This is a genomic window from Asticcacaulis sp., assembly GCF_035497195.1.
GTDB lineage: Bacteria > Pseudomonadota > Alphaproteobacteria > Caulobacterales > Caulobacteraceae > Asticcacaulis.
Genome location: NZ_DATJDZ010000019.1, coordinates 201,064 through 226,400, shown reverse-complemented (window position 1 = coordinate 226,400; position 25,337 = coordinate 201,064). Strand labels below are relative to the sequence as shown.

General features: G+C 59.8%; 19 protein-coding genes. 13 read left to right on the top strand and 6 right to left on the bottom strand.

All coding sequences use genetic code 11. The features are described from left to right. Positions 1–39 precede the first annotated feature (39 nt). From purC to VL130_RS11905, 7 genes are all read left to right on the top strand, one after another. A complete protein-coding gene (gene purC, locus VL130_RS11935; RefSeq protein WP_325363144.1) occupies positions 40–801 on the top strand; it encodes a phosphoribosylaminoimidazolesuccinocarboxamide synthase in 762 nt (253 codons plus the stop codon). Then, a complete protein-coding gene (gene purS, locus VL130_RS11930) occupies positions 802–1,041 on the top strand; it encodes a phosphoribosylformylglycinamidine synthase subunit PurS (protein WP_325363143.1) in 240 nt (79 codons plus the stop codon). It begins immediately after the preceding gene. A 1-nt stretch (position 1,042) separates the two neighbouring features. Further along, positions 1,043–1,720: a phosphoribosylformylglycinamidine synthase subunit PurQ gene (gene purQ / locus VL130_RS11925; RefSeq protein ID WP_325363142.1), complete on the top strand. Its 678-nt coding sequence runs from the start codon at positions 1,043–1,045 to the stop codon at positions 1,718–1,720. A gap of 87 nt (positions 1,721–1,807) precedes the next feature. After that, a complete protein-coding gene (purL, locus tag VL130_RS11920) occupies positions 1,808–4,024 on the top strand; it encodes a phosphoribosylformylglycinamidine synthase subunit PurL (protein WP_325363141.1) in 2,217 nt (738 codons plus the stop codon). 232 nt (positions 4,025–4,256) lie between these two features. Then, on the top strand, positions 4,257–5,168 hold the full coding sequence (locus tag VL130_RS11915; protein WP_325363140.1) for an aldo/keto reductase: 912 nt from the start codon (positions 4,257–4,259) through the stop codon (positions 5,166–5,168). 76 nt (positions 5,169–5,244) lie between these two features. Then, positions 5,245–5,580, top strand: a complete 336-nt coding sequence (gene grxD / locus VL130_RS11910) for a Grx4 family monothiol glutaredoxin (RefSeq protein WP_325363139.1) — start codon at positions 5,245–5,247, stop codon at positions 5,578–5,580. Between the two features lie 55 nt (positions 5,581–5,635). Further along, positions 5,636–7,231 (top strand): tetratricopeptide repeat protein, encoded by a 1,596-nt coding sequence (locus VL130_RS11905; protein WP_325363138.1) that lies wholly within the window; start codon positions 5,636–5,638, stop codon positions 7,229–7,231. A gap of 60 nt (positions 7,232–7,291) precedes the next feature. Here the strand turns inward: VL130_RS11905 and rpsD are convergent, their stop codons facing one another. After that, positions 7,292–7,909 (bottom strand): 30S ribosomal protein S4, encoded by a 618-nt coding sequence (gene rpsD / locus VL130_RS11900; protein WP_018079728.1) that lies wholly within the window; start codon positions 7,907–7,909, stop codon positions 7,292–7,294. 240 nt (positions 7,910–8,149) lie between these two features. On the opposite strand from rpsD, the gene VL130_RS11895 reads away from it, so the two are divergent. Continuing rightward, complete coding sequence (locus VL130_RS11895) at positions 8,150–10,180, top strand: ferritin-like domain-containing protein (RefSeq protein WP_325363137.1); 2,031 nt, start codon at positions 8,150–8,152, stop codon at positions 10,178–10,180. A gap of 92 nt (positions 10,181–10,272) precedes the next feature. Beyond that, positions 10,273–12,354, top strand: coding sequence for a methyl-accepting chemotaxis protein (locus VL130_RS11890; protein ID WP_325363136.1), 2,082 nt, complete (start codon positions 10,273–10,275; stop codon positions 12,352–12,354). A gap of 115 nt (positions 12,355–12,469) precedes the next feature. Here the strand turns inward: VL130_RS11890 and VL130_RS11885 are convergent, their stop codons facing one another. Both VL130_RS11885 and VL130_RS11880 read right to left on the bottom strand, forming a co-directional pair. Then, positions 12,470–13,753 (bottom strand): hemolysin family protein, encoded by a 1,284-nt coding sequence (locus VL130_RS11885; RefSeq protein ID WP_325363135.1) that lies wholly within the window; start codon positions 13,751–13,753, stop codon positions 12,470–12,472. A gap of 332 nt (positions 13,754–14,085) precedes the next feature. Further along, positions 14,086–14,661 carry a hypothetical protein gene (locus VL130_RS11880; protein WP_325363134.1) on the bottom strand — a complete coding sequence of 192 codons (576 nt, stop codon included), beginning with the start codon at positions 14,659–14,661 and terminating at the stop codon, positions 14,086–14,088. A gap of 147 nt (positions 14,662–14,808) precedes the next feature. On the opposite strand from VL130_RS11880, the gene VL130_RS11875 reads away from it, so the two are divergent. Beyond that, on the top strand, positions 14,809–16,419 hold the full coding sequence (locus VL130_RS11875; RefSeq protein WP_325363133.1) for an AAA family ATPase: 1,611 nt from the start codon (positions 14,809–14,811) through the stop codon (positions 16,417–16,419). A 162-nt stretch (positions 16,420–16,581) separates the two neighbouring features. Here VL130_RS11875 and fghA read toward each other — a convergent pair whose 3' ends face one another. After that, entirely contained in the window at positions 16,582–17,433 is an 852-nt protein-coding gene (gene fghA, locus VL130_RS11870) for an S-formylglutathione hydrolase (protein WP_325363132.1), read from the bottom strand. Between the two features lie 119 nt (positions 17,434–17,552). Beyond that, the gene (locus VL130_RS11865; protein WP_325363131.1) at positions 17,553–18,662 is read right to left on the bottom strand and encodes an S-(hydroxymethyl)glutathione dehydrogenase/class III alcohol dehydrogenase; all 1,110 of its coding nucleotides are present in this window, start codon (positions 18,660–18,662) and stop codon (positions 17,553–17,555) included. Positions 18,663–18,919: 257 nt separating this feature from the next. On the opposite strand from VL130_RS11865, the gene VL130_RS11860 reads away from it, so the two are divergent. After that, positions 18,920–20,593, top strand: a complete 1,674-nt coding sequence (locus VL130_RS11860; protein ID WP_325363130.1) for a methyl-accepting chemotaxis protein — start codon at positions 18,920–18,922, stop codon at positions 20,591–20,593. A gap of 55 nt (positions 20,594–20,648) precedes the next feature. On the opposite strand, the gene VL130_RS11855 is transcribed toward VL130_RS11860, so the two are convergent. Further along, entirely contained in the window at positions 20,649–21,251 is a 603-nt protein-coding gene (locus tag VL130_RS11855) for a glycoside hydrolase family 19 protein (protein WP_325363129.1), read from the bottom strand. Between the two features lie 182 nt (positions 21,252–21,433). On the opposite strand from VL130_RS11855, the gene VL130_RS11850 reads away from it, so the two are divergent. Together VL130_RS11850 and VL130_RS11845 are read left to right on the top strand one after the other, a co-directional pair. Beyond that, positions 21,434–23,779, top strand: a complete 2,346-nt coding sequence (locus VL130_RS11850; protein ID WP_325363128.1) for a glycoside hydrolase family 31 protein — start codon at positions 21,434–21,436, stop codon at positions 23,777–23,779. A gap of 18 nt (positions 23,780–23,797) precedes the next feature. Beyond that, entirely contained in the window at positions 23,798–25,321 is a 1,524-nt protein-coding gene (locus tag VL130_RS11845) for a carboxylesterase/lipase family protein (RefSeq protein WP_325363127.1), read from the top strand. Positions 25,322–25,337 lie beyond the last annotated feature (16 nt).

Here is a 25,337-nt window from a genome sequence, read left to right as displayed (position 1 = left end):
GCGCGACCGCCGTTTTGGACATTCCGACTGGAACACATAATGACCACCAAAACCCGCAAGAAAATCTACGAAGGCAAGGCCAAGATTCTGTATGAAGGCCCTGAGCCGGGCACGCTTGTCCAGTATTTCAAGGACGACGCCACCGCCTTCAACGGCGAGAAGAAGGCCCAGCTCGAAGGCAAGGGCGTGATCAATAATCGCATCAGCGAATTCATCATGACCAAGCTGAACAATATCGGCGTTCAGAACCACTTCATCAAGCGCCTGAACCTGCGCGAGCAACTGATCCGTGAAGTCGAGATCATCCCGCTCGAAGTCGTCTGCCGTAACGTTGTCGCCGGCTCGATGGCGACGCGCTTCGGCCTGCCCGAAGGCCAGCAATTGCCGCGGTCGATCATCGAATTCTATTACAAGAACGATGCGCTCAATGACCCGCTGGTCACCGAGGAGCACATTACGGCGTTCAACTGGGCGCAGACACAGGAAATCGACGATATTCTGGCCACCACCCTGCGCGTCAACGATTTCCTGTCGGGCATGTTCGCCGCGGTCGGCATCACCCTCGTCGATTTCAAGATCGAATATGGCCGCCTGTTCGAAGGCGATTTCGCCCGCGTTATCCTGGCCGACGAGATCAGCCCCGATAGCTGCCGTCTGTGGGATTCGACCAGCGGTGAAAAGCTCGACAAGGACCGTTTCCGCCGCGATATGGGCAATGTGATTGAGTCCTATACCGAGGTCGCCAAGCGCCTCGGCATCATGGGCGACATGCCCCGCGTCATCGAAGGGGGAGCGCAGTAAATGAAGGCGAAAGTTCACGTTTATCTGAAGCCCGGCGTGCTCGATGTCCAGGGCAAGGCCGTCGAAGGCGCCCTGCACGGCCTCGGCTGGAACGGCGTTTCCAACGTCCGGGTCGGCAAGCTGCTTGAGTTCGATCTCGATGGCAGCGATGAGGCCAAGGCAAAAGACGAACTGAAGGCCATGTGCGAAAAGCTTTTGGCCAATACAGTCATTGAATCCTACAAGGTTGAGGTCGCGTAACATGGCTTTCAAGGCAGCGGTTCTCGTATTCCCCGGCTCCAATTGCGACCGCGACTGCAAGACCGCCGTTGAAACGACAGTCAACGGCAAGGTCGATATGGTCTGGCACGAGGACACCTCCCTGCCCTCAGGTCTCGACCTGATTATCATTCCCGGCGGTTTCTCCTACGGCGACTACCTGCGCTGCGGCGCCATGGCCTCGCTGTCACCGGTGATGCAGGCGGTCAAGGCCGAAGCCGAGCGCGGCGTGTCGGTGCTGGGTATCTGCAACGGTTTCCAGATCCTGTGCGAAGCCGGCATGCTGCCGGGCGCCCTGCTGCGCAACGCCGACCTGAAATATGTCTGCAAGCCGATCGAACTGAAGATCGAGAACCGCAACACCCGCTTCACCAATGCCTATGGCAATGCCCAGACGGTGTGGATGACGCAGGGCAATGGCGACGGCAACTTCTTCGCCGAACCGGACGTGCTGCAAGAGATCGAGGACAATAATCAGGTCGTTTTCCGCTATGCCGAAAATCCCAATGGCTCGGTTAATGACATCGCCGGCATCATCAACAAGCAAGGCAATGTCCTCGGCATGATGCCGCACCCCGACCGCGCCTTTGAAAAGGCGCTCGGCTCGGCCGACGGCGCGCCGCTGTTCCAGAGCCTGGTCAACGCGCTCCAGACAGCTTGAATTTAAATACAGGCTCCTGATTTAAGGGGCTTGAGACTATATATCCCCCCGGAAGCCCTGGGGGGATTCCTGTAAAGGGCATCCAGCATGACCACCGCGACCGCATCCCCCAAGAGCATGGCCCAGAAGGCCCTCGAATACGGCCTCAAGGCTGACGAATATCAGGTCATCCTCGACCGTCTCGGCCGTGAACCGAACGACGTCGAACTGGGCGTCTATTCGGTCATGTGGTCGGAGCACTGCTCGTATAAATCCTCACGTCTCCATCTGCGCAAATTCCCGGTGACCGGCCCGCGCGTCATCTGCGGCCCCGGTGAAAATGCGGGCGTCATCGATATCGACGATGGCCAGGCCTGCATCTTCAAGATGGAATCGCACAACCACCCGTCCTTCATCGAACCCTATCAGGGCGCGGCAACCGGCGTCGGCGGCATCATGCGCGACGTCTTCACCATGGGCGCCCGTCCGGTGGCCCTGCTCAACGCCCTGCGCTTCGGCGAACCCGGCCACCCCAAGACCCGCCGCCTCGTTGAGGGCGTCGTGTCGGGCATCGGCGGCTATGGCAACTGCGTCGGCGTGCCGACCGTGGCCGGCGAGACCAATTTCCACGCGGGCTATAACGGCAACATCCTCGTCAACGCCATGTGCGTCGGCATCGCCGATTCCGACAAGATCTTCTATTCCGCCGCGCCTGAACCCGGCCTGCCAGTCGTCTATTTCGGCTCGAAGACCGGCCGCGACGGCATCCACGGCGCGACAATGGCGAGCGTGGAATTTTCCGAAGATTCGGAAGAGAAGCGCCCCACCGTCCAGGTCGGCGATCCCTTCGCCGAAAAGCTGCTGATCGAGGCCACGCTGGAGCTGATGGCTTCGGGCGCGGTCGCCGCCATTCAGGATATGGGCGCCGCCGGCCTCACTTCCAGTTCCGTGGAAATGGCCGGCAAGGGCGGCCTCGGCATCACGCTCGACCTCGACAAGGTGCCGCAGCGCGAAACCAGTATGTCGGCCTATGAGATGATGCTCTCGGAGTCGCAGGAGCGCATGCTGGCTATCCTGAAGCCCGGCCGTGAGGAAGACGGCTACCGCATCTTCAGGAAATGGGGCCTCGATGCCGCCGTCATCGGCGAAACCAACACCTCCGGCAATATCGTGCTGCTGCACAAGGGCGAGGTCGTCTGCGACCTGCCGCTGGCGCCGCTGTCCGATGACGCCCCGCTCTATGACCGTCCGTGGGTTGAACCGGCGCAGGAACCCGAACTGACCGAGGCCGATGTGCCGGTGACGCACGACCTGAACGACGCCCTGCTCAAGATCATTTCTTCGCCGGACGAAGCCTCCAAGCGCTGGCTGTGGGAACAGTATGATCGTCACGTCATGGCTGATACGCTGTCCGACAGCTCGACCGGCCACGACGCCGGCATGGTCCGCGTCCACGGCACCAAGAAGGCGCTCGCCGTCACCTCCGACTGCACCCCGCGCTACGTGCAGGCCAACCCCTACGAAGGCGGCAAGCAGGCCGTGGCCGAAGCCTGGCGCAACCTGACCGCCGTTGGCGCAGAGCCGATCGCCATCACCGACAATCTCAATTTCGGCAGCCCTGAAAAGCCGGAGACAATGGGCCAGATCGTCCGCGCCATCGACGGCATGGCCGAGGCCTGCCGCGCCCTCGATTTCCCCGTCGTTTCGGGCAATGTGTCGCTGTATAACGAGACCAACGGCGTCTCGATCCCCCCCACGCCGACCGTCGGCGCTGTCGGCCTGCTCAAGGACTACGATCAGCGCGTCGGCTTCAATAAGGTTCAGGCCGGCCAGGTGATCATCCTGATCGGCGAAACCAAAGGCGAGATGGGGTCTTCGCTCTATCTGCGCGAGGTCTTCGGCCTGGAAATAGGCGCGCCGCCCAAGGTCGATCTGGAAGCAGAAAAGGCCAACGGCACCCTGGTGCGCCGCCTGATCAAGGCGGGCGTCGCCAAGGGCGTCCACGATCTTTCCGATGGCGGGCTGCTGTCGGCGGCGGTCGATGTGGTGCTGTCGTCCAAGGTCGGCCTGTCGCTCAAGAACCCGACCGATCTCGCCAACCATATCTTCGGTTTCGCCGAGGACCAGGCGCGTTATATGATCGCGGTTGATGAGGCCTCGGCCCATCTGGTCATCGCCCAGGCGGCGGAGGCCGATGTGCCTGCGGCGGTTATCGGCGTCGCCAGCGGCACTGATCTCAGCTATACCGGCCTTAGCTTAAGCATCGAGGCGTTGCGCAAGGCGCACGAGGAATGGCTGCCGAACTACATGGCTGGCAAGGCTTAATCGCCTGCTGCATAAGATGAAAATGATGCCGTCCAACGTCAGGCTGGGCGGCATTTTACGTTTGAAAAAATCATCGCTCAAAACAAAAATTTCAGCAACAGACTTAAATCTCTCTTAACCGGTTTGCTGGCTAGTCTGGGTGCAGACGAATCCGGCAACCGGCAGCTAAGGGGCAGCCCGACATGACCATGACGACGCCCGCAGGCCGATCAGCGGACAGGAGACTGTAGCCGTGCGTTATCGTCCCTTTGGTCGTTCCGGACTGGCGCTCTCAACCGTCGGTCTGCGCCTGAAATCAGAGACCTTTGGCCGCAATCACACCCTGATGCAGAAGCTGATCGTTTCGGCGCTGGAAAACGGTGTAAACACCTACCATTTCGACAGCCTCGATGTCCCTTTCCTGCGGGCCGCCGCCGAAGCCTTTTCCGTGGTCGATCGCAAGCTGCTGTTCCTTTCCGTTACGGCGCATGAACCGTTTCAGACGAACGATCCCGACGCCTACGCCCTGGCGCCGCTGAAAGAACGCCTGCGCGGCGCCATCAAGGATTCCGGCCTGCAATGGCTCGACCTGCTTTATTTCGCCCCGCCGGGCGCCGCGGACCTGCCGAAAGACAGTCTGGACTTTCTTCACAGCCTGCAAAAGTCGAAGATGCTGCGCTATCTCGGCGGCATGGGCGAGACTGATGATATCACCGGATTGATCGCCTCGGACCAGTTCAGCGTCATCCAGACCCGTTTCGATATCGATTCAAGCTGGGACAAGCGCCGCAAGATCGACGACGCTGTTGTCCGCGACATGAACGTCATCGCCACCGACTTCTTTCCGGCTATCTACCGCAAGGCCTCGGATGTCGTGCCAAAGGAAGCCCGGCGCGGCTTCTTCGGCGGCAAGGCCAAAAGCCCGCTAGCCGGCGCCGGCACCCATGCCTTCCTGCACCAGACGCCCGACTGGACGCCGGAGGCGCTTTGCCTCGGCTATGCGCTTTCCCAGTCCAGCATGTCGTGCATCCTGATTGACGCGGAGAGCACGGAGCACCTTGAAGCCCTGGCCGAGGTGCCGGAACGCCACCTGCCCTCCTCCGTACCGGCCCAGATCGAGATGGCGCGCTTCAACGAACGGGCCGCCAAGCTCGCGGGCGGCTAAAAATAGACCTGCCAGCCCTTTATTTGCGCCGCTGCTTCGCCTATATGCGGAATAGGATTTTAGAGGAGAGCGTACCGTGAGCGCAGAGACCGACACCCAGACCTTCATCGACACCACCGTCAAGGGGCACGATGTCGTCCTGTTCATGAAGGGTACGCCCGAACAGCCGCGCTGCGGCTTCTCCTCGCTCGTTGTGCAGGTGCTCGATCATCTCGGCGCGGAATATGTCGGCGTTGATGTGCTGCAGGACGCGGATCTGCGCGAAGGCATCAAGACCTACAGCGACTGGCCGACCATCCCGCAACTCTACGTCAAGGGCGAGTTTATCGGCGGCGCCGATATCGTCCGTGAAATGTTCCAGTCGGGTGAGCTGAAGACCGCCCTGACCGAACAGGGCGTCATCGAGGCATAGTCTGCCTTTTCAACCCCCGGTTTTTATTCTATGGTCGGATAAGATCGGGGGAATCATGAAACTCATAAAATCATTTGGCTGGACGCTTGCCATTGCAGCGGCTTTCTTGGCGTCAGGCGCTCAGGCGGCCGGATGGAAACTGGCTGAATCCGAACACTTCGTTATCTACAGCGACGCCAGCGTCAAGGATACGCGCGCCTACGCCAGCAAGCTCGAAAACTTTTATCTGGTTACCGGCGCCTTCTATGATCAGATGAGCGACTCAGTTCTGCCGTCCTATCAGAAGACGCGATTGAATTACTTCAATGACATATCGGAATTTCGGGTCGTGCGGCCTGATCTCGACGGTCACGCCTTTACCCCCTCCCTTTATTGCGACGAGGGCACCCAGTATTTTTCGACCGCCGACGCCCAGAGCAACAACAACCTGTATGGCCAAGGCCTGCTCGACCCGGATATAGATCTCAACCTCGCCTACATGTTCTTTGCCTATAATGACCACGTTCTGCATGAGCGTTTCGCCAAGCTGCCCTACTGGGTAAAGAATGGACTGAACTGGTACTTCATGACCGCCGTCTTCAAGGATGGTGAAATATTCATTGGCAAACCGCCCCCCAATATCGCCATGTCATTCACGGCCTTCGGCACGGACGACCTGACGTACAAGAAAAACTTTATACCCTACGCCGACCGCATCGCCGGCAAGGCTGTGCCGCCGGACAAGGCGGATATGGTGGCGCTTCAGAACTGGGTGATGGTCTCATACCTGATGAGCGACCTGAAGCGTCGTGAAAAGCTGGTGGCGTATCTGCGACTGGTCGAAACGGGGATGGACTCGCTTGAAGCCTACAATAAAACCATTGCGATCGAACCGGAAAGCTACCGCGACATTCTGAAGACCTATGTCAAGTCGGGCGTGACCTACCAGAAATACAACATCAGCAGCCTGACCGACGCGGCCGTCACCATAACCGATCTGCCCAATTATAGTTACAATGTGCCGCTCATCGATGCGGCGCTGCAAACCTGCCCGAAGAAAGCCGACGGTCTCAGGCTTCTCAGCACCATGCACAAGATGGCGCCGCAATTCCCCAATGACAGCCTGTCGCAGATGGCCCTGGCGCGTGCCGAAGTCCGTTTTGGCGATCCGGAGGCAGCCCTGCCATATCTGACACAGAGACTGGTGGCCAATCCGAAAGATATAGACGCGCAATTTCTTCTGGGCCGAATGTATATCGCGCTCGCCGAGCATGGGCCTGAAGACAAACGCACCCAGAGCTACGCCAGCGCCCGGCGCGAACTCGGCAGGGCTTATCAGTTGAATCCGTCGTCGGCGCCCACCCTCTATTTTTATGCGCGGACCTTCGCCGACCGGCCGGACTATCCGAATGAGAATACGATGAATGCCGTACGGCTGGCGCAGGACTATTCCGGCGGCAGTTACGACATGTACGAAGCCGAACTGGACCTTCGCAAGGGAGACTATGAGGCCGCGCAGACGATTGTCGATAAAGGCCTGAGCTTCGTGACCAAGGAAACGAATAAGGACTGCGTAAAAATTCTCAATGACCTGCATGACAGCCTGGCGGCGCGAAAGCCCAAGGCGGATATCCTGCCGCTTTTTGCCAAGTATGATACCACCGATGGATGAACAGCAGAAAACCCCGGAAGATCGCTCTTCCGGGGTTTTGCAATTCCGATAATCCGGAGATTAAGAGGAGTAGTATTCGATAACCAGGTTCGGTTCCATCTTGACGGGGTACGGCACTTCGGCCGATTCCGGCAGGCGGACCAGACGGGCGCGCATCGCCTTGGCGTCGAGTTCGATATAGTCCGGCACGTCGCGCTCAGGCGATTGCAGGGCTTCCAGAACCAGGGCCATGTTACGCGAACGCTCGCGGACTTCGACCACATCGTCCGGCTTCACGCGGTAAGACGCGATGTTGACGCGCTTGCCGTTGACCAGAACGTGACCGTGGTTGACGAACTGACGGGCGGCCCAGACGGTCGGCACGAACTTGGTGCGGTACACGAAGGCGTCCAGACGGGTTTCGAGCAGCGCGATCAGATTTTCCGAGGTGTTACCCTTGCGGCGATCGGCTTCTTCGTAGGTGCGCAGGAACTGCTTCTCGGTGATGTTACCGTAGTAACCCTTCAGCTTCTGCTTGGCGCGCAGTTGCGTGCCGAAGTCAGATATCTTGTTCTTGCGGCGTTGACCATGCTGGCCAGGGCCATAGGAGCGCTTGTTGACGGGGGATTTCGGACGGCCCCACAGGTTTTCACCCATGACGCGGTCGAGTTTGTACTTGGCGCTGTGGCGCTTCGACATTTTAGACCTATAATCTAACCCTGACCGGCTTCCCACCCGTGTGTGAAAAGCGATTGCAACGGCGGTCCCAGGATCAACCCGTAGTAACACCAAAGCGTGAGCCGTGGCGTGAAGTGGCGGCTTATGTCGGATCAGATGCGCGGAGTCAAGCGGCGTATGGCATTTTTACGCAAAACAGAGCTTGCATCCGCCACCACACCCGCCTTACGTCATACGATCCTTTGTGCTCGAAAGCTTCCCATGCCCGACACCTCAGAACAGCCTATCCGCGTCAGCACCCGCGAGCAACTGATCTTCCTGCTGGCAGAGGCCGCGGAGATCGAGCATAATCTGATGTGCTGCTATCTATTTGGGGCCTTTTCGCTGAAGACGGAAGCCGATGGCCTGACACCCGAACAGGCCAAGGTGGTCGCCGGCTGGCGCCGCGATATTATCTCCATCGCCATCGAGGAAATGGGCCATCTGGCTCTGGTCGCCAATATCACCATCGCCGTCGGTGGATCGCCGCATTTCGGCCGGCCGAATTTCCCGATTTCCGCCGGATATCATCCCTCTGGCGTTGTGGTCGAACTGCATCCGTTCAACAAATCGACGCTCGATCACTTCATCTATCTCGAACGCCCCGAAGGCGATACTCGCCCCGATGGCGCCACCTTCGCCAAAAAAACCGAGACCTACGCCCGCAATATGGACGGCGACCGCCTGATGCCCAATGGTCAGGACTACGCCACGGTCGGGCACCTATATCGCGGCATCCGTCAGGCGCTGGCCGACCTCAGCGCGCGCCTGGGTGAGGATAAGCTGTTTATCGGCGACATGTCGTTGCAGGTCGGCCCCGACCTGACGCCCCTGCCCGGCCTGACCATCGTCAAGTGCCTGAAAACAGCGCTCAAGGCCTGCGATACCATTGTCGATCAGGGCGAAGGCGCGTCGGGCGATAATGCGCGCTCGCACTATAACCGCTTCCTGTCCATGTGTGAGAGCTATCACCAGATGGAAGCGGCTGATTCGGACTTTAGCCCATCGCGTCCGGTCGCCGACAATCCGGTGATGCGGCGCGGACCGGACCGCGGCAATCTGTGGGTCGATGCGCCGGAAGCCGCCGCCGTCATGGACCTCGCCAACGCCATCTATAACATCATGCTGCGTGCGCTTTCCCAGGGCTTTGCCGACCATGATCCGGTACGCAAGCGCGCCTTTATCGATGTGTCGATCGACGGCATGTATGCTCTGTCGCCGGTGGCTGAACACCTGACACGCCTGCAGGCCTCGACCACTGTGCCGGATGTTACGGCGGGGATATCGTTTGCCACCCTGCGCGATGTCACCCCCCTGCCCGATGGCAAGCCGTCGCTGGTCTTTATCGCCGAGCGGCTGGAAGAACTGTCCGCCGGCGCCCGCAAGGCCTTGAAGGATGAACTAGCGGAGGGCACGGCCAGCCGATTGTCTACTTTGGCGAAGAAGCTGCGGGATATTCATGCGCCGACATCTAAGGAGACGGTTATGGCTGAAAGTGTAAAAACCGAGACGGTCAGCCAGAACGATCCGCAGGCCACGCCAGTTTCGAAGCCGGCCGCTACAACGCCCAATCCGCCTTCCGGCGCCGCAGAGAACCACGGCCAGACACCGGCGATCGAACGCGCCGAAGGGGCGGACGTCATCATCGAATTCGAGGCCAAACGCTGCATCCATGCCCGCTTTTGCGTGCTGCAGCAACCGGGCGTTTTCAAGGCCAATGTCGTCGGCGAATGGATCATGCCGGATGACGCCGATTGCGCCGACAATCTGGTGGCCACGGCGCAGAACTGCCCGTCGGGCGCCATCCGCTACACCCGCAAGGATGGTCGGCCGGATGAATTGCCGCCGCTGGTCAATCTGATCCAGGTGCGCGAAAACGGCCCCAATGCCTTTCGCGGCCACCTGATACTCGATGGCGAGCCGATCGGTTACCGCGCCACGCTCTGCCGCTGTGGCCGCTCGAAAAACAAGCCCTTCTGCGATGGCTCCCACAAGGCAGGCGATGATCCCTTCCACGCGACCGGTGAACCGGAAACCGGTGATGTCACCGCTCTGGAGGTGCGCAATGGCGAGGTCAGCATCAATCCGCAAAAGAACGGCCCCTTGCGGATTTCCGGCAATCTCGAAGTCCTGAGCGGCACTGGCCGCACCATCCGCAAGGCGCAGGCCCTGCAACTGTGCCGCTGCGGTCATTCGGGCAATAAGCCCTATTGTGACGGCAGCCACGCCCGTGTCGGTTTTATCAGCGATTAGACCTGCGTAAACTGGACAGAGTTAACACTTAAGCAAGCAAATCACAGGAATGCTCGGTCTAATGTAACCGCATCTCTTCGAGGCGCCTGACCATGCTCTCACGTTCTCTGCCCGTAAAAATCGCCCTGATCAGCGCCGCCGCGCTCGCCCTTGTCTTTGGAACCAGCAGCTTTATCCTGTCGCAGGGCACCAGCCGCAGCCTGACCAGCCAGACCGATGCCCTTCAGGCCGATGTGGCCGAGAAGGAAGCCAATGTGGTTCGCACCCGGCTCGATCAGGCGGCCACCATCGCCGATGACATCGCCGCAAGCGCTTTGGCCATCAAATCGACCGGCCTGACCGAAAGATCGGCGCAGGATGCCCTTTTGAAAGCCCTGCTGGAAAAGCATCCCGATATTCTCGGCACCTATACCGCCTGGGAGCCTAATGCGCTGGACGGTAAGGATGCTGAATTCGCCGGAAAGGACGGCCATGATGCTTCCGGCCGTTACGTCCCCTACTGGAATCGCGGCACCGGCAGCGTGATCCGTGAAATCCTGCTCGATTATGATAAGCCCGGCGCCGGCGATTATTATTTGCGCCCGAAAAATGAAGGCCGGGCTGTCGCCATGGAGCCTTACGTCTATCCGATCGCCGGAAAGGACGTGCTGATGACCTCCTTTACGCGCCCCCTGACCATAGACGGCCAGTTTGTCGGCATCGCCGGGGTCGATGTCGATCTCGGCTCGCTGAATGCGCAACTGGGCGCCATCAAGCCCTTCAACACCGGTCTGGTCGCGCTGATCTCGAAAACCGGACTAGCCGTCAGCTATCCCAACGCGAAAGCTCAAGGCAAGGCGATCAAGGATTTCGATGCCGGCACCGCCGAAGCCGCCGCTAAGGCCATAGCCGCCAACAAGGTCGTCAAGTTCGACGCCAAGGGGCCGGATGGCAAGCCGTGGCGCTACCTCGCTTCGCCCATCGCCGCAGCCGGCACCGCAGATACCTGGGCCGTCGTCGTGCAGGTGCCTGTCGCCACCCTCAATGCTCAGGTCGATCACAACAACCGCTTCATGCTCGGCATCTCCGTGCTGTGCATCCTCGTTTCGGCCGCGCTGATCTTCTTCGTCCTCTATTCGCTGGTCGGCAAGCCGCTGAACAGCCTCAAGGGCAGCTTCGACAGGATGGCCGGCGGCGACCACAATGCCGACGTGCCGGAAGCGAAACGCATCGATGAAATCGGCCTGATCGGCAAGGCGGTCATGGCCTTCCGCGAGGGCCTGCGCACCAAGGCCAACGCCGAATCCGAAGCCGAAATCGCCCGCCAAAGCCAGTCCGAACGCGAACGCCGCCAGGTCATGAGCGACCTCGCCGCTGACTTCGAGCGTTCGGTCGGCTCGATCGTCAATGCCGTCGGTGAAGCCTCCGGCGAAATGAAGGCCTCGGCCGAGGCGCTCAATGCCATCGCCTCGCGCACCTCCGGCCAGACCACCTCCATCGCCTCGGCCACGGAACAGGCGGCCACCAATGTCCGCACCGTGGCCGCCGCCTCGGAAGAACTGTCGAGTTCGATCCACGAGATCACCTCCAAGGCGCAGATGTCCTCGACCATCGCCCTGCAGGCCGTTGAGCAGGCCAATCTCTCGGATGCCCGCATCCGCGATCTCGAAGCCGCCGCCGGCAAGGTCGGTGAAGTGGTCAACCTGATCCAGGCCATTGCCCAGCAGACCAATCTCCTCGCGCTCAACGCCACCATCGAAGCCGCCCGCGCCGGTGACGCCGGCAAGGGCTTCGCCGTCGTCGCCACCGAGGTCAAGACCCTGGCCTCGCAGACCGCCAAGGCGACCGAGGACATCAGCGCCCATATCAATGTCATCCAGTCGGCGACCAGCGGCACGGTAGAGGCCATCCAGTCGATCCGTGCCACCATCGATGAGATGAACCAGATCGCCCAGGCCATCACCGACAATATGGAACAGCAGGGCGCGGCCACCGCCGATATCGCCCGCAACGTCCATGAGGCGGCGCAAGGCACGGATGAGGTCGCCAGCCATGTGCATGCCATGGCCGAAGCGACGCAGGAGACCGGTCACGCCTCCAATCTGGCGCTCGATACGGCGTCGCGCCTGGTCGAGCAATCGGCCGAGATGCGCGAACAGATCAGGCAGTTTGTGGCCCAGGTTCGGGCGGGATAGTTAAACCTCTCCGCAGGTGTTTGCGGCCCCATCCCCTCACCCCGCCCCATTGAAGAAATGGTGCCCCCCTCTCCCCTTATAGAAAGGGAGAGGGGGTAAGAAAAGCAAACGTCGTTTAGCTCTTATGGAATAGCAGCTTGTCGATGCGGCGTTCGTCCATATCGATAACCTCGACCTTGAAGCGCCCCAAAGTGACGATTTCGCCCTCTTTCGGGAAACGCCCCAGCTTGTAGAGGATCAGGCCGGCGACGGTATGATAGCCGCTGCCGGTCTCGAAATCCTCGCCGATGGCGTCACCCAGCTCGATCAGATCGGCGCGGCCATCGACGAGGAAAGACCCGTCCTCGCGGCGTACGATCATCAGGCGATCGTCGTCGTGGCCTTCGTTAAGGTCGCCGGCGATCATTTCCAGCAGGTCGGTCGGGGTCAGCACGCCCTCGAAACCGCCATACTCATTGATGACAAAGGCCATGTGCAGCTTGGATTCCTTGAAGCGTTCCAAAGCCAGCAACAGCGAGGTTGTCACCGGCATATAGATCGGCTCCTGCAGGATAGATTGCAGATCGAGCGGCTTGCCGGCCATCAGGGCGTCGGCGATATCGCGTTTATGCGCCACACCCACCGGCTCCTCGCTGTCCTGACCACGCACCACGACGAAGCGGGAATAAGGGCAATCGCGGATCTGGGTGTTGAGATCGGCGGCGTCATCATCGATCGACACGCGGTAGACCTCGGTGCGCGGCGTCATGGCCACGCGCACGGTGCGGTCGCCCAGGCGCATGATCTCGGTCATCATCTGCTTTTCACCGGGTTCGATCAGGCCGGCGCCCATGCCTTCGGCCAGGGTTGATTCGACCTCTTCCTGGGTGATGGCCTCACCGCTTTGATCGCGGATACCCATCAGTTTCAGCACCAGCGAGGTCGAGCCGGTCAGCAGGCTAACGAAAGGCCCAAGCCCGACCGACAGCAGATGCAGCGGCCGCGCCACCACGCCGGCGATGCGTTCCGGGAACAGCATGGCGAGGCGCTTCGGCACCAGTTCGCCGATGATCAGCGACAGATAGGTCAGGACCACGACGACGATGCCGGTCGAGATCGCTTCGGAATAGCGCGTCAGCCAGGGGATGGTATTGATCAGCTTGTCGAGTTCGCCCGCCACCGTCGCCTGACCATAGGCGCCGGCCAGAATGCCGATCAGGGTGATGCCGACCTGCACGGCCGACAGGAATCGGTTGGGATCGTTGGAGAGCTTCAGCGCTTCGGCGGCGCCCTTGTCACCGCGCTCGGCACGGCTTTGTAATTTGGTGCGTTTGGAAGAGACCACGGCCAGTTCGGACATGGAAAAGATGCCGTTCAGCACCACGAGGAGCAGGACAACGGCACCGGCAAAGAGCAGCATGGGGGAGGAAATCCGGACGAGACCTTATGCGGCCACGGATAAACGTTAACGGGATTGCGCCTGCGGTGCAATCAAAAGACTTCTGACATCTGCGTGATGGCCCGGCGCAGTACGGAACACTAATACTTCCCCTCTCCCCATGACCATGGGGAGAGGACGACGCGAAAGGCGAAGCCGCAGATCGTCGGGTGAGGGGCTTGTGCCCACCGGCAAAATGCCCCTCACCCGGTCGCCATCGCTACGCTCGGCTCCCGTCCTCTCCCCTCAGGGAGGGGAGAGGGGAAGTAAAGAGAGAGGTTTCTGGCTGAAATCAGCCCGCTATAGCCAGATCGTCAAGGCGGATCATGAAACGGTGGGCGCGGAACTTGCGCTGATTTCGCTGCGCGTCTTTGCAGGGCTAATTCAGCCCGCGCCGCTTCGAAATCCTCGGTCAGGTCAGTATAGGTGACTTTCTGCCAGGACGGCGGGCTATTCAGGGGCGCTTCCGTTGCTTTCTCCGGCATGGCTGGTTTTTGCGGGCCGGCCGGTGCCTGAGGCACGGTCTTTGTGACGTTTTGGGTGACCTTTTGGGCGGCCTCCCACCATGGCCCCAGATCGCGGCGGCGCTCATCACCCCATTTCAGCGTACTGGCCAGGGAAACCTGCGCCTTGACCGCTTCTTCTTCATGGGTGGCGCGTTCCGCGTATATCTTACGCGGCGCCGGCGTCTGGCGTTCGGCACGGTCGCAGCGGCTGTAAAGGCGTTCGATAACGGCGGCCACGCGCACGGCCTTCTCGATGCCCGGCAGGTCTTCGGGATCATCCATGGCGGTGACCTTGAGCAGCATCCGGTCGGCAAAGGCGCGCAAGAGTTCGCGCCGCTCGTCCGGGGTCAATTGTTCATGTACTGTGCGGTCATCGAGAGACATCCGGACAGGATGCACCGGGAAATTGGCAGGGTGATAGATTACGGCGATTGGCCAAGCAAAACCTTCAAACTCATAATACGAAGGTTGTCTGTTCAAATCTGGTCTTTGCAATGTTAGTCTGGAATTATAAATCAACCGGGGCGGCAAATGGCATTTGAATTTTCAGTACCTACACCTATTGGTCAGCAAGCTTTTTCGGTAGAAGTTGGCGCTGCGATGATTTTTGTTGGTGCCAACGGTGGAGGGAAAACGCGTTTAGCTGTGTATGCAGAGTCTGCGCTTGGCGCTCAAGCTCACCGCATTTCTGCTCACCGAGCATTGGAACTAAATCCCGCTGTAGCGAAAATTTCGGAGCGCATGGCAATCTTGGGGCTACGCACGGGCTATGCAAATGAGGCCGCAAATATCAACTATCGAGATGGCCATCGGTGGCAAGGAAAGAAGGAAATAAAACTTCTGAATGATTACGATTTTCTAGTGCAGGCATTGTTCGCCGAACAGTCCAACAAATCACTAGAAACGCATAATAAAAATAGAGCCGGGGATTTTTCACCAGCTGAGCCGACCAAGTTTGAGCAGCTTGACGCAATATGGAAGCAATTGCTTCCACACAGACAACTAGAAATCACAGGTGATGATATTCAGGTTCGCGCGAGTGTTGACGCGCAACCATACAGCGCGTCTCAAATGAGTGACGGCGAACGTGCTATTTTCTATCTGATCGGGCAGGCGTTATCCGCCGATGCAAATTCCGCGTTCATCGTCGACGAGCCGGAACTCCACGTTCATCGATCAATCATGTCGAAGCTCTGGGATGAACTGGAGGCAACCCGCACGGATTGTGCCTTTATTTTCATTACGCATGATCTTGAATTTGCCGCTGCACGTACGGCTCAAAAATTTGTCGTTCGTGATTATGACCCTGCGCCACGCTGGACGATTGATACTGTTCCAGAAACCACAGGTTTTGATGAGGAATTGACGACGCTAATCCTTGGCAGCCGGAAGCCTGTTTTGTTCGTGGAGGGTGCTGGCACAAGTCTCGATTTGGCAATTTATCGATGTTGCTATCCGGAATGGACGGTAATTCCACGTGGTTCGTGCGAAGACGTAATTCACTCAGTTGTCACGATGAGGCGCAACGCAGATCTTACACGGGTTACCTGTTCAGGGATTGTCGATGCAGACGATTACAATAGAGAGGAAATAACCTACCTGGCCACTCTTGGAATTTCAGTTTTGCCGGTTTCGGAGATTGAAAACCTTGTGCTGTTGCCCTCTGTCAGTCAGGCAATTGCCGAAACGGGTGGACTTGATCCTGCGGAGGTGACGGCCGCGTTGGAAACACTCAGGCGCGATATCTTTGTAACTCTAAACTCGGAGACGGCTATCGAGAGTGTTGTCGTGAGATATTGCAAAAGACGCATTGATCGGCAACTAAAGAAGATAGACCTGTCTGTTGCGGTCACTGTCGTTGAACTAACAACGGAGTATACAGCTAAAGCTGCAGAGCTTAACGTCTCTGCGATTGCGCAGGCAGCGACGCAAAAGATCAATGATGCCATTGCGAATAATGATCTCATGTCGCTTTTAGCGATATACGACAATAAGGGATTGATGGCTTTGGCTGCGCGCCACTTAAAGCAATGGCTGCCTAGGCATTTCGAAAGCTGGTTACTGCGGACTACACGCAACGGCAAGGAGCCGGCTGTAACCGAGGCGTTGAGAAATGTTTTGCCTGCGGTCGAAGCTAGATGATTCTGGAACTCGCGGCAAACCAAGGAATCACGGTGACATGATATCAATTTGATCCTGCGGTAGCAATTGGCGCAGAAAGAAGAACACGCCCCTCACCCGATCGCCTTCACTATGCTCGGCTCTCGTCCTCTCCCCATTGTCATAGGGAGAGGGGAAGGAAGGCTACCGCAGCCGTTCGGCGTGGAAGGCGATGTGGTCGTCGATAAAGCTCTGGATGAAGTAATAGCTGTGGTCGTAGCCTTCGTGGTAGCGCAGGGTCAGCTTCTGACCGGCGGTGGCGGCGGCCTGTTCGAGCAGGTCCGGCATCAGTTGATTTTCCAGAAAGGGATCGCTCAGGCCCTGATCGACGAGAATATCATCGAACGGCGCGGCCATGCCCTTCGCCATCAGGACGGCGGCGTCATGCCGTTCCCAGGCCTCATGATCATTACCGAGATAGGCGGCGAAGGCCTTTTGTCCCCACGGCGCGTGGCTCGGGGAGGAAATCGGTGAAAAGGCCGAGACGGATTTGTAGAGGTGCGGATGGTTCATCGCCAGGGTCAGCGCGCCGTGTCCGCCCATGGAATGACCGAAAATGCCGCGCCGCTTCGGATCGGACGGGAAATTGGCCTCGATCACCTCGATCAGGTCCTGCGTGATATAGGTTTCCATCTGGAAATGCGGCTTCCACGGCACCTGAGTGGCGTCGATATAGAAGCCGGCGCCCTGCCCCAGATCGTGCGCTTCATCATCGGCGGCGGTGCCGCGCGGGCTGGTATCGGGGGCGACGATGATTAATCCCAGTTCGGCGGCCTTGCGGTAGGCGCCGGCCTTTTCGGTGAAGTTATTGGCGGTGCAGGTCAGGCCCGACAGCCAGTAGAGCGTCGGGAACGGCGCGTCGGTGCGCACCTCGGCCACGTCCGGCACGAAGACGCTGGCGCTCATGCTCGATTGCGTGGCGGCGCTATCGTGCCGGATGAAATAGAGGATGCCGTCATAAACGCGATGCTGGGAAACAAACTCCACCGAATACATTCCTTAGCCCCTGTGATGTTGAAACGACATGGATGCAAGGGTGTCATCTAAGGTCGGCCGAACGGCTTTTTCAGTTTGGTTTACGCAAACGGAAAGGTAAATTTCGATAAAGATCGAAACTAGAACACCACCACGCTTCGGATGCTTTCGCCCTTGTGCATCAGGTCGAAGGCTTCGTTGATGCGTTCGAGCGGCAGGGTGTGGGTGATCATCGGGTCGATCTCGATCTTGCCGTCCATGTACCAGTCAACGATCTTTGGCACGTCGGTGCGACCGCGGGCGCCGCCGAAGGCCGAGCCTTTCCAGACGCGGCCAGTGACCAACTGGAACGGACGGGTGGAGATTTCCTTGCCGGCTTCCGCCACGCCGATGATGATGCTCTCGCCCCAGCCGCGATGGCAGGCTTCGAGCGCCTGGCGCATGACCGTGGTGTTGCCGGTGCAGTCAAAGGTGTAATCCGCGCCGCCATCGGTCAGGGCCACCAGATGGGCGACGATATCGCCGTCGATTTCCTTGGGATTGACGAAATGGGTCATGCCGAAGCGCTCGCCCCACTCTTTCTTGCTGTTATTGACATCGACGCCGATGATCTTGTCGGCGCCGACCATTTTCAGGCCCTGGATGACATTGAGGCCGATGCCGCCGAGACCGAAGACGACGGTGTTGGCGCCGGGTTCGACTTGGGCGGTATTGGTCACCGCGCCGACGCCGGTGGTCACGCCGCAGCCGATATAGCAGGCCTTGTCGAACGGCGCGTCGTCGCGGATTTTCGCACACGCGATCTCCGGCAGGACGGTGTGGTTGGCGAAGGTGGAGCAGCCCATATAGTGATAGATCGGCTGGCCCTTGTAGGAGAAGCGCGTCGTGCCGTCCGGCATCAGGCCCTTGCCTTGGGTGGCGCGGATGGCGGTGCACAGGTTGGTCTTGCGCGACAGGCAGGATTTGCACTGGCGGCATTCCGGCGTGTAGAGCGGGATGACGTGATCGCCGACCTTGAGCGTGGTGACACCCTCCCCGACCTCGACCACGACACCGGCGCCTTCATGGCCCAGGATCACCGGGAAGATGCCTTCGGAATCGAGGCCCTCCAGCGTATAGGCGTCGGTGTGGCAGATGCCGGTGGCCTTGATCTCGACCAGCACTTCGCCGTAACGCGGCCCTTCCAGGTCGACCTCGACAATCTCCAGCGGCTGATTGGCGGCAAAGGCGACGGCGGCGCGGGTTTTCATGGTGAGGCTCCTTAAATTTCGTGCGGCCTTTGTGCGAAGCTTTGCCGATCATTTCAAGCGTTACGGACTGTTTTTCATGAAAAAACGTCATGACGCCTTGTTAAAGCGTCCGCATAGCCGAATTGCGCGAAAATATCGCCGGGAAGTAATCGTCTTCACAGAAAGTTCACGCGGTACGCGAGCACCGGTCAGACTCCGTTAACCAGAAATGTCGTAAAAAGGTGAAATGTTTCAGTTGCGTATTCCGGGGAATAAATATGACCATTAAACTTCGCATCCTTGCCCTTGTCGCCGGTTTTGCGATCATGGCGGCGGCCATTACCGGGCTTGGCCTGGTCACCATCAATGATTACAACCGCATGCTCCAGACCGCCGACAAGGCGCAGGACAACGCTTATCGCGGCGAGCATCTCAACAGGCTGGTCACCGCCGCGGTTATGGAATCGCGCGGCGTCTATATGTCGAAGGATACGACCGAAGCCTCGAAATACGCTGACGGCGTCGACAAGCAACTGGATTCGATCGCCGGTCTGATGACGGAATGGAAAGCCGGCCTGAAACCGGGTGAACTGCCGGAATTCGCCGCTGTCGAAACCAAGGCCGGCGAGTTCATCACCCTGCGCCGTGAACTGGCCCGCCTCGGCCGCGAGGCTACGCCGGCCGATGCAAGCGCGCTCGGTAACAACGACACCAACCGCGAAAACCGCAAGGCCTTTCAGGCCTCGATCGACGCCATGGTCAAGACGATCAAGGGTAATCTCGAAACCTCGAAGTCCGACATGGCCAAGTATCAGCATACGCGCGTCTGGCAGTTCCTGCTGATGGCCGCCACGGGCACCCTGTTGCTGATCGGCGCCTCCTTGTGGGTCGCCATCAAGTCGATCTCACGCCCGCTGCACCACGTCACTGAAAGCGTCATGCGCATTTCCGAAGGCGCCTATGATACCGCCGTGCCGGAAGCCAAGGGCAAGGATGAGATTTCCTCGCTGTGGCGCTCGATTCGCACCCTGCGTGACCGTGCCGCCGAGGGCGAAACCCTCAAGGCGCACCAGCAGGAAGAAGAAATGCGCATCGCCGAGAACATGCGCGACGAACGCAACCGCATCGCCTCGGAATTTGAAACCAGCATGGGCGAACTGGCCCGACGCTTCGCCGCCTCGTCGCGCACCGTCGCCGATTCGGCCAAATCACTGACCCATGCCGCCGACGACGCCTCGGCCCGCGTGCAATCGGTCAATATTGCCGCCGTCGACGCCGCCAACAATGTGCAGAACGTGGCCGCCGCCACTGAGGAGCTTTCGGCCAGCGTCAACGAGATCAACGAACAGGTCACCCGCACCTCGCAGGTGACGCAACTGGCCGTTGATGAAGCGGCCAAGACCGAAGCGGCCATCGCCACGCTGAGCACCGCCGCCGAGCAGATCGGTGAGGTCATCAACCTGATCCAGGCCATCGCCGCCCAGACCAATCTGCTGGCGCTTAACGCCACCATCGAATCGGCGCGCGCCGGTGAGGCCGGCAAGGGCTTCGCGGTCGTCGCCTCCGAGGTCAAGCAACTGGCCCAGCAGACCGCCAAGGCCACCGACGAAATCCGCAGCAAGATCGGCGAAATCCAGTCGGCGACGTCAATCACGGTCTCCAGCATCGACACCATTGTGCGCACCATCGAGCAGATCGGCGGCCTGACCACGGCCATCGCCGCCTCGGTCGAGCAGCAGGGCTACGCCACGCAGGAAATCGCCAGCAACACCAACCGCGCGGCTGATGGCACCCGCGAAGTCACCGGCCATATGGCGGGCGTCGGCGATGCGGCCACTCAGACCGGCGAAGCGGCGCAGTCGCTGCTTGGCCTGTCGTCGGATTTGGAAAATCGCTCGGAAGATCTCCAGCACGAGGTCATGGCCTTTGTCGGCCGCCTGCGCACCGCGTAAAAGCTTTCCGCCTTAAAGAAATAAAGCCCGGTCAGTTTGCGCTGACCGGGCTTTATTATGTCAGAGCCTCGTAAAACGCCCTCGCATAGCCGGCGATCCTGTCCGCGCAATCGAGGCTGTTGATGATACGGCAGGCGTTTTTCCAGTCGGTTGTTTTGGCGTTGATATAGCGCGCCAGCCCGACGCCGCTGAACCAGCCACCGATCATGCCTTCATAGAGGATACGCGCGGCGATCTCCGGTTCCAGCGCGCGTTCCGGGTCGTTGAGCAGATCGACGCCGATCAGGTCACCGATCCGCCGGTAGTTATTGGCCCAGGTCAGTTGCACGTAGCCGCGCCCACAGTATTTCACCCCATCGCCAGGATGGATATTGCCATTCGCCCTGGCCAGCGCCGCACGCTTTGGATTGGCACTCTGCGGGTCATACATATAGGTCAGATAGACCACCCCGCCCTGCTCCGTCACCGGTTGCATGGTGAAGCCGGTTTCGTGGTAGGCCGTGGCCAGGGCGTAGGCCAGCCAGCGGACATCCTGGCCGACATGGCGCGCCTCCCAGGCATCGAGCAGATGAGTGAGCCCCGCCACGCGCCCGGTCAGCAGCTTTCCGGCAAACAGCGATGACTGCACACGGTCGAAAAATATCTGGCGATTGAACATTTTCCCCTCACACTAAAGCCATGAGTCTAAGGGCGTCCGTTTAGCCGGTGAAAACTTGGCCGCTCCATTTTTCAAAGTCGGCGTTTTGTATGATTATTAGACTTGACGCGGCAGGGGGCACGGCTTAGCCGTGGCTTCAATGATAACGTTGTCAAAGACGTTCAGGCATCTGGGAGAAGACCATGCGTCATGTTTTAAAAGCCGCCCTAACCGGGGTTGCGTCCATTCTGGCCCTGGCGACGGCCGTGACGGCCGCACCTATTTCCACACTCGACCGCAATGGCGCCTGGGTATCAGTTGAGGCCTATGGTCCGAACATCGTCCATGTCACCATCGCCGCCGACAAGGCAGAAGTGCTGAAAGCACCCGGCTACGGCATTCTGGCCGACCATGCCGATAACGCTGCCTTCAAACAGACCAGCGACAGCAACGGCAATACGTTTGCGTCAAACGCCCTGACCCTGCATGTCAATGCCGCGCCGGCGCCGCGTGTCCCCACCCAGGGTGAGAAGTATTTTGCACCGTCTCTGGCGCCGGTCGGGCTGCAAATCCAGAACGCCAGGGGCGAAACCGTCCTGACGATGAATAGCTGGGAAATGTCGCCGCACACCGTCAATGGCGAAGACACCTATCAGGTAGGCGCCGCCTTTGCCGCACCAGACGGCGAGCACTATTACGGCATGGGCCAGAATCAGGAATCGTTGTCTGGCCTCGATCTGCGCGGCCGCGTCATCGATTGCGCCCATTGGTATGACGCCCCGGCCGGCGAGCAGGTGTGCGTCCCCTTCATGGTGTCTTCCAAAGGCTATGGCATTGTGTGGGATAACCCGTCGGCCACGCGTTTTGTCGGCGGCGTCAATGGCAAGCTCGGCTTCCAGTCCAAGGTCGGCGAACGGGTGTCGTTCTTTGTCATTACCGGTTCCACACCGGAAGAGATTTACGCGGGCTATGCCCGCCTGACCGGCAAGACACCGATCCCGCCCAAGTCGGCTTTTGGCCTGATCCAGTCCAAGGCGCGCTATGACAGCCAGGCGGAAATCCTGCGCGTCGCCACCACCTACCGCGACAAGAAGTATCCGCTCGATGTCATGGTGCTCGACTGGTTCTACTGGACCCGCATGGGCCAGATGGACATTAATCCGGCTGAATTCCCCGATCCGGACGCCATGAACAAGCAACTGCATGACATGGGAATGCAGTCGATCGTCTCGATCTGGCCGCGCTACGAAACCGCCAGCCGTTATTTCAACGAACTGGACCACAAGGGCTTCCTGCTCAAGGATAAGGACGGCAAAACGGTCGATGGCCTGCCCTTCCGTTCCGATCGCACCGGCGGCCTGATCGACGCCACCAACCCGGAAGCGCGCAAGTGGTTCTGGGAACACGCCCGCGACAACATCCTGTCGCACGGCTTCGATTATCCGTGGCTCGACGAGACCGAACCGGACCTGGTGCCGGATGGCAACTTCTTCTCGATCGGCTCCGGCGACCGTTATCATAACGTCTTCCCGCTGTTGCATGTCGAAGGTGTGGCCGAAGGGATGCGCGAGTGGAAGCCGAACAAACGCGTGCTGATCCTGTCGCGCGCCGCTTACCTCGGTTCACAGCGCACCGGCGCCCTGTTCTGGTCGTCGGACATCAACCCCACCTGGGAAGCGCTGCAACGCCAGATTCCGACCGGCCTGAACATGACGGCATCGGGCATCGCCTACTGGGGTAACGATATCGGCGGCTGGCAATGGCTGCCGCAGACCACCAGTTTCACCGGCACGCCCCTGCTCGATCCGTCGGACGCGCGCGAAACCGTGGGCCAAAATAACGACTATCCCGAACTGTTCACCCGCTGGTTCCAGTACGGCACCTTCCTGCCGACCCTGCGCCTGCATGGCGACAAGAAGCACACCGAGATCTGGGCGTTCGGGAAAGAGGCTGAGGCGATCCTGGCCGATTACGACCGTCTGCGTTATCGCCTGATCCCTTATCTCTATAGTTCGGCCAAGACGACCTGGGACACCGGCGCGCCCTTCATGCGCGCCCTGTGGATGGACTTCCCCAATGATCCGAACGTCGCCGACATCGGCACGCAATATATGTTCGGACCGGCCTTCCTGGTGGCGCCTGTGACAAAGCAGGGCCAGACGGAAAAGGACGTCTACCTGCCGGCCGGCGCCGACTGGTACAATTACTGGACCAATGAAAAACTGACCGGCGGACAGTGGGTCAAGGTGGCCGCGCCGATCAACCAGATTCCGGTGTTCGTCAAGGCCGGCTCGATCGTGCCGGTGGGGTCTGATATCCAGTCCACGGCGACGAAGCAGACGATCACCGCGCTCAAGGTCTATCCGGGCAAGGACGGCGACTTTACCCTTTATGATGACGACGGCGTGAGCTACGACTATGAAAAGGGCAAGGGCACGGTAACCACCACCCTGCACTGGAACGACGCCACACAGAGCCTGACGGCGACCGGCAGCGACAAGGCCTTCGCCAAGGCCGCGCCGCAACTGGTGCAGATCGTCGGCAAATAACAAGACGGGGGAAAAGCCATGCGAGTCCTGAGTAGCCTGATCGGTCTTGGTCTCGCGCTGCTGGCGGCCCCTGCATATGCCCAGCCCACGCCGCCGGTTTCGGTGACCGGCGGGCAGATATCAGGCGCGGATAATGGCGAGGTGCGCACCTTCCTTGGTGTGCCCTTTGCCGCCCCACCGGTGGGGGATTTGCGCTGGCGGCCGCCGCAACCGGTCGTGCCGTGGACCGGGGTGAAAGAGACCCGCGCCTTCTCGCCGGTGTGCCGCCAGACAGCCGCGTGGATCACCAATCCGCAGAGCGAGGACTGCCTCTATCTCAATATCTGGGCGCCCGAAACGACCGAAAAGCTGCCGGTCATCGTGTGGATACATGGCGGCGGTTATTTCGGCGGCACCGGCGCGCAGCCGCTTTATGATGGCACAAATTTAAGCAAACGCGGCGTCATCGTCGTTACGATCAATTACCGTCTCGGCATTTTCGGCTTTCTCGCCACGCCGGAACTCAGCGCGGAATCGCCAGCTCACGCTTCCGGAAATCAGGGCATCGAAGACCAGATCGCCGCGCTGCAATGGGTGAAGGCCAATATCGCCGCCTTTGGTGGCGATCCGGATCGCGTCACCATTATGGGCGAATCCGCCGGCGCCAATTCGGTGGCCGTGCTGGTCGCCTCACCGGCGGCCAAGGGGCTTTTCCAGCGCGCCATCGCCGAAAGCGGCAATTACAGCGTGCCGCTCGACGCCAGCGAGAACACGCATTTCGATCGTCAGACGGCCGAAGCCGAGGGCGCGGATTTTCTAAAAGCGCAAGGTGCCGCCGATCTAACCGACCTGCGCCGCATGGACGCGGATACCCTGATCCGGCAAAAATGGGCGCCGCGTGTGATCGTAGACGGCCATGTGCTGCGCGAGGATATGACCACCACCTATCGTCATCACCGGCAAAACAATGTGCCGATTCTGGTGGGCTGGAATACCGATGAAGGCAAGGACCTGGCGCCGGAAATCCTTGGCACAGGCGATTTCACGGCGGCCAATCATAAGGCGCTGATCACAAAACTGCTGGGCCACGCGCCTTCCGATGCCGTGCTGGCGGCCTATCCGGGCGCGACGGACGCGCAGGCCCATGCCTCGATTAATAAGCTGACGAGCGACTGGTGGGGCTGGCGGATGTGGTACTGGACTTCGCTTCAGACCAAAGACGGTAGGCAAAAGCCTTACCTCTACTACTTCGTTCATTCGCCGGCCGAACCGGCCACGCCCTGCGGTTACGGTTGCCTGGCCGGTCATGGCGCGGAAATACCGTTTGTCTTCGATCAGTTGGATCAGGACCCGCGCGTGTGGGGCGCTGATGACCGGCAACTGGCCGACCGGCTGGCCACCTACTGGACCAACTTCGCCAGGACAGGCGATCCAAACGGCGCCAGCCGGCCGCAGTGGCCGGCCTTCGACGGCTCGGATACCTCGGTCTTGCGTATCGGCACGGATGAGGAAATCAAACGGCGCGGCGTCCTGCCCGATTTCACGCTGTTTAGCACGCCTTAATCACGGGCCTTGATAA

Excerpts from the sequence above, each read along its gene's own strand:
- purC (WP_325363144.1), top strand. The coding sequence starts at position 40 with ATGACCACCAAAACCCGCAAGAAAATCTACGAAGGCAAGGCCAAGATT.
- purS (WP_325363143.1), top strand. The coding sequence starts at position 802 with ATGAAGGCGAAAGTTCACGTTTATCTGAAGCCCGGCGTGCTCGATGTC.
- purQ (WP_325363142.1), top strand. The coding sequence starts at position 1,043 with ATGGCTTTCAAGGCAGCGGTTCTCGTATTCCCCGGCTCCAATTGCGAC.
- purL (WP_325363141.1), top strand. The coding sequence starts at position 1,808 with ATGACCACCGCGACCGCATCCCCCAAGAGCATGGCCCAGAAGGCCCTC.
- VL130_RS11905 (WP_325363138.1), top strand. The coding sequence starts at position 5,636 with ATGAAACTCATAAAATCATTTGGCTGGACGCTTGCCATTGCAGCGGCT.
- rpsD (WP_018079728.1), bottom strand. The coding sequence starts at position 7,909 with ATGTCGAAGCGCCACAGCGCCAAGTACAAACTCGACCGCGTCATGGGT.
- VL130_RS11895 (WP_325363137.1), top strand. The coding sequence starts at position 8,150 with ATGCCCGACACCTCAGAACAGCCTATCCGCGTCAGCACCCGCGAGCAA.
- VL130_RS11890 (WP_325363136.1), top strand. The coding sequence starts at position 10,273 with ATGCTCTCACGTTCTCTGCCCGTAAAAATCGCCCTGATCAGCGCCGCC.
- VL130_RS11885 (WP_325363135.1), bottom strand. The coding sequence starts at position 13,753 with ATGCTGCTCTTTGCCGGTGCCGTTGTCCTGCTCCTCGTGGTGCTGAAC.
- VL130_RS11880 (WP_325363134.1), bottom strand. The coding sequence starts at position 14,661 with ATGTCTCTCGATGACCGCACAGTACATGAACAATTGACCCCGGACGAG.
- VL130_RS11875 (WP_325363133.1), top strand. The coding sequence starts at position 14,809 with ATGGCATTTGAATTTTCAGTACCTACACCTATTGGTCAGCAAGCTTTT.
- fghA (WP_325363132.1), bottom strand. The coding sequence starts at position 17,433 with ATGTATTCGGTGGAGTTTGTTTCCCAGCATCGCGTTTATGACGGCATC.
- VL130_RS11865 (WP_325363131.1), bottom strand. The coding sequence starts at position 18,662 with ATGAAAACCCGCGCCGCCGTCGCCTTTGCCGCCAATCAGCCGCTGGAG.
- VL130_RS11860 (WP_325363130.1), top strand. The coding sequence starts at position 18,920 with ATGACCATTAAACTTCGCATCCTTGCCCTTGTCGCCGGTTTTGCGATC.
- VL130_RS11855 (WP_325363129.1), bottom strand. The coding sequence starts at position 21,251 with ATGTTCAATCGCCAGATATTTTTCGACCGTGTGCAGTCATCGCTGTTT.
- VL130_RS11850 (WP_325363128.1), top strand. The coding sequence starts at position 21,434 with ATGCGTCATGTTTTAAAAGCCGCCCTAACCGGGGTTGCGTCCATTCTG.
- VL130_RS11845 (WP_325363127.1), top strand. The coding sequence starts at position 23,798 with ATGCGAGTCCTGAGTAGCCTGATCGGTCTTGGTCTCGCGCTGCTGGCG.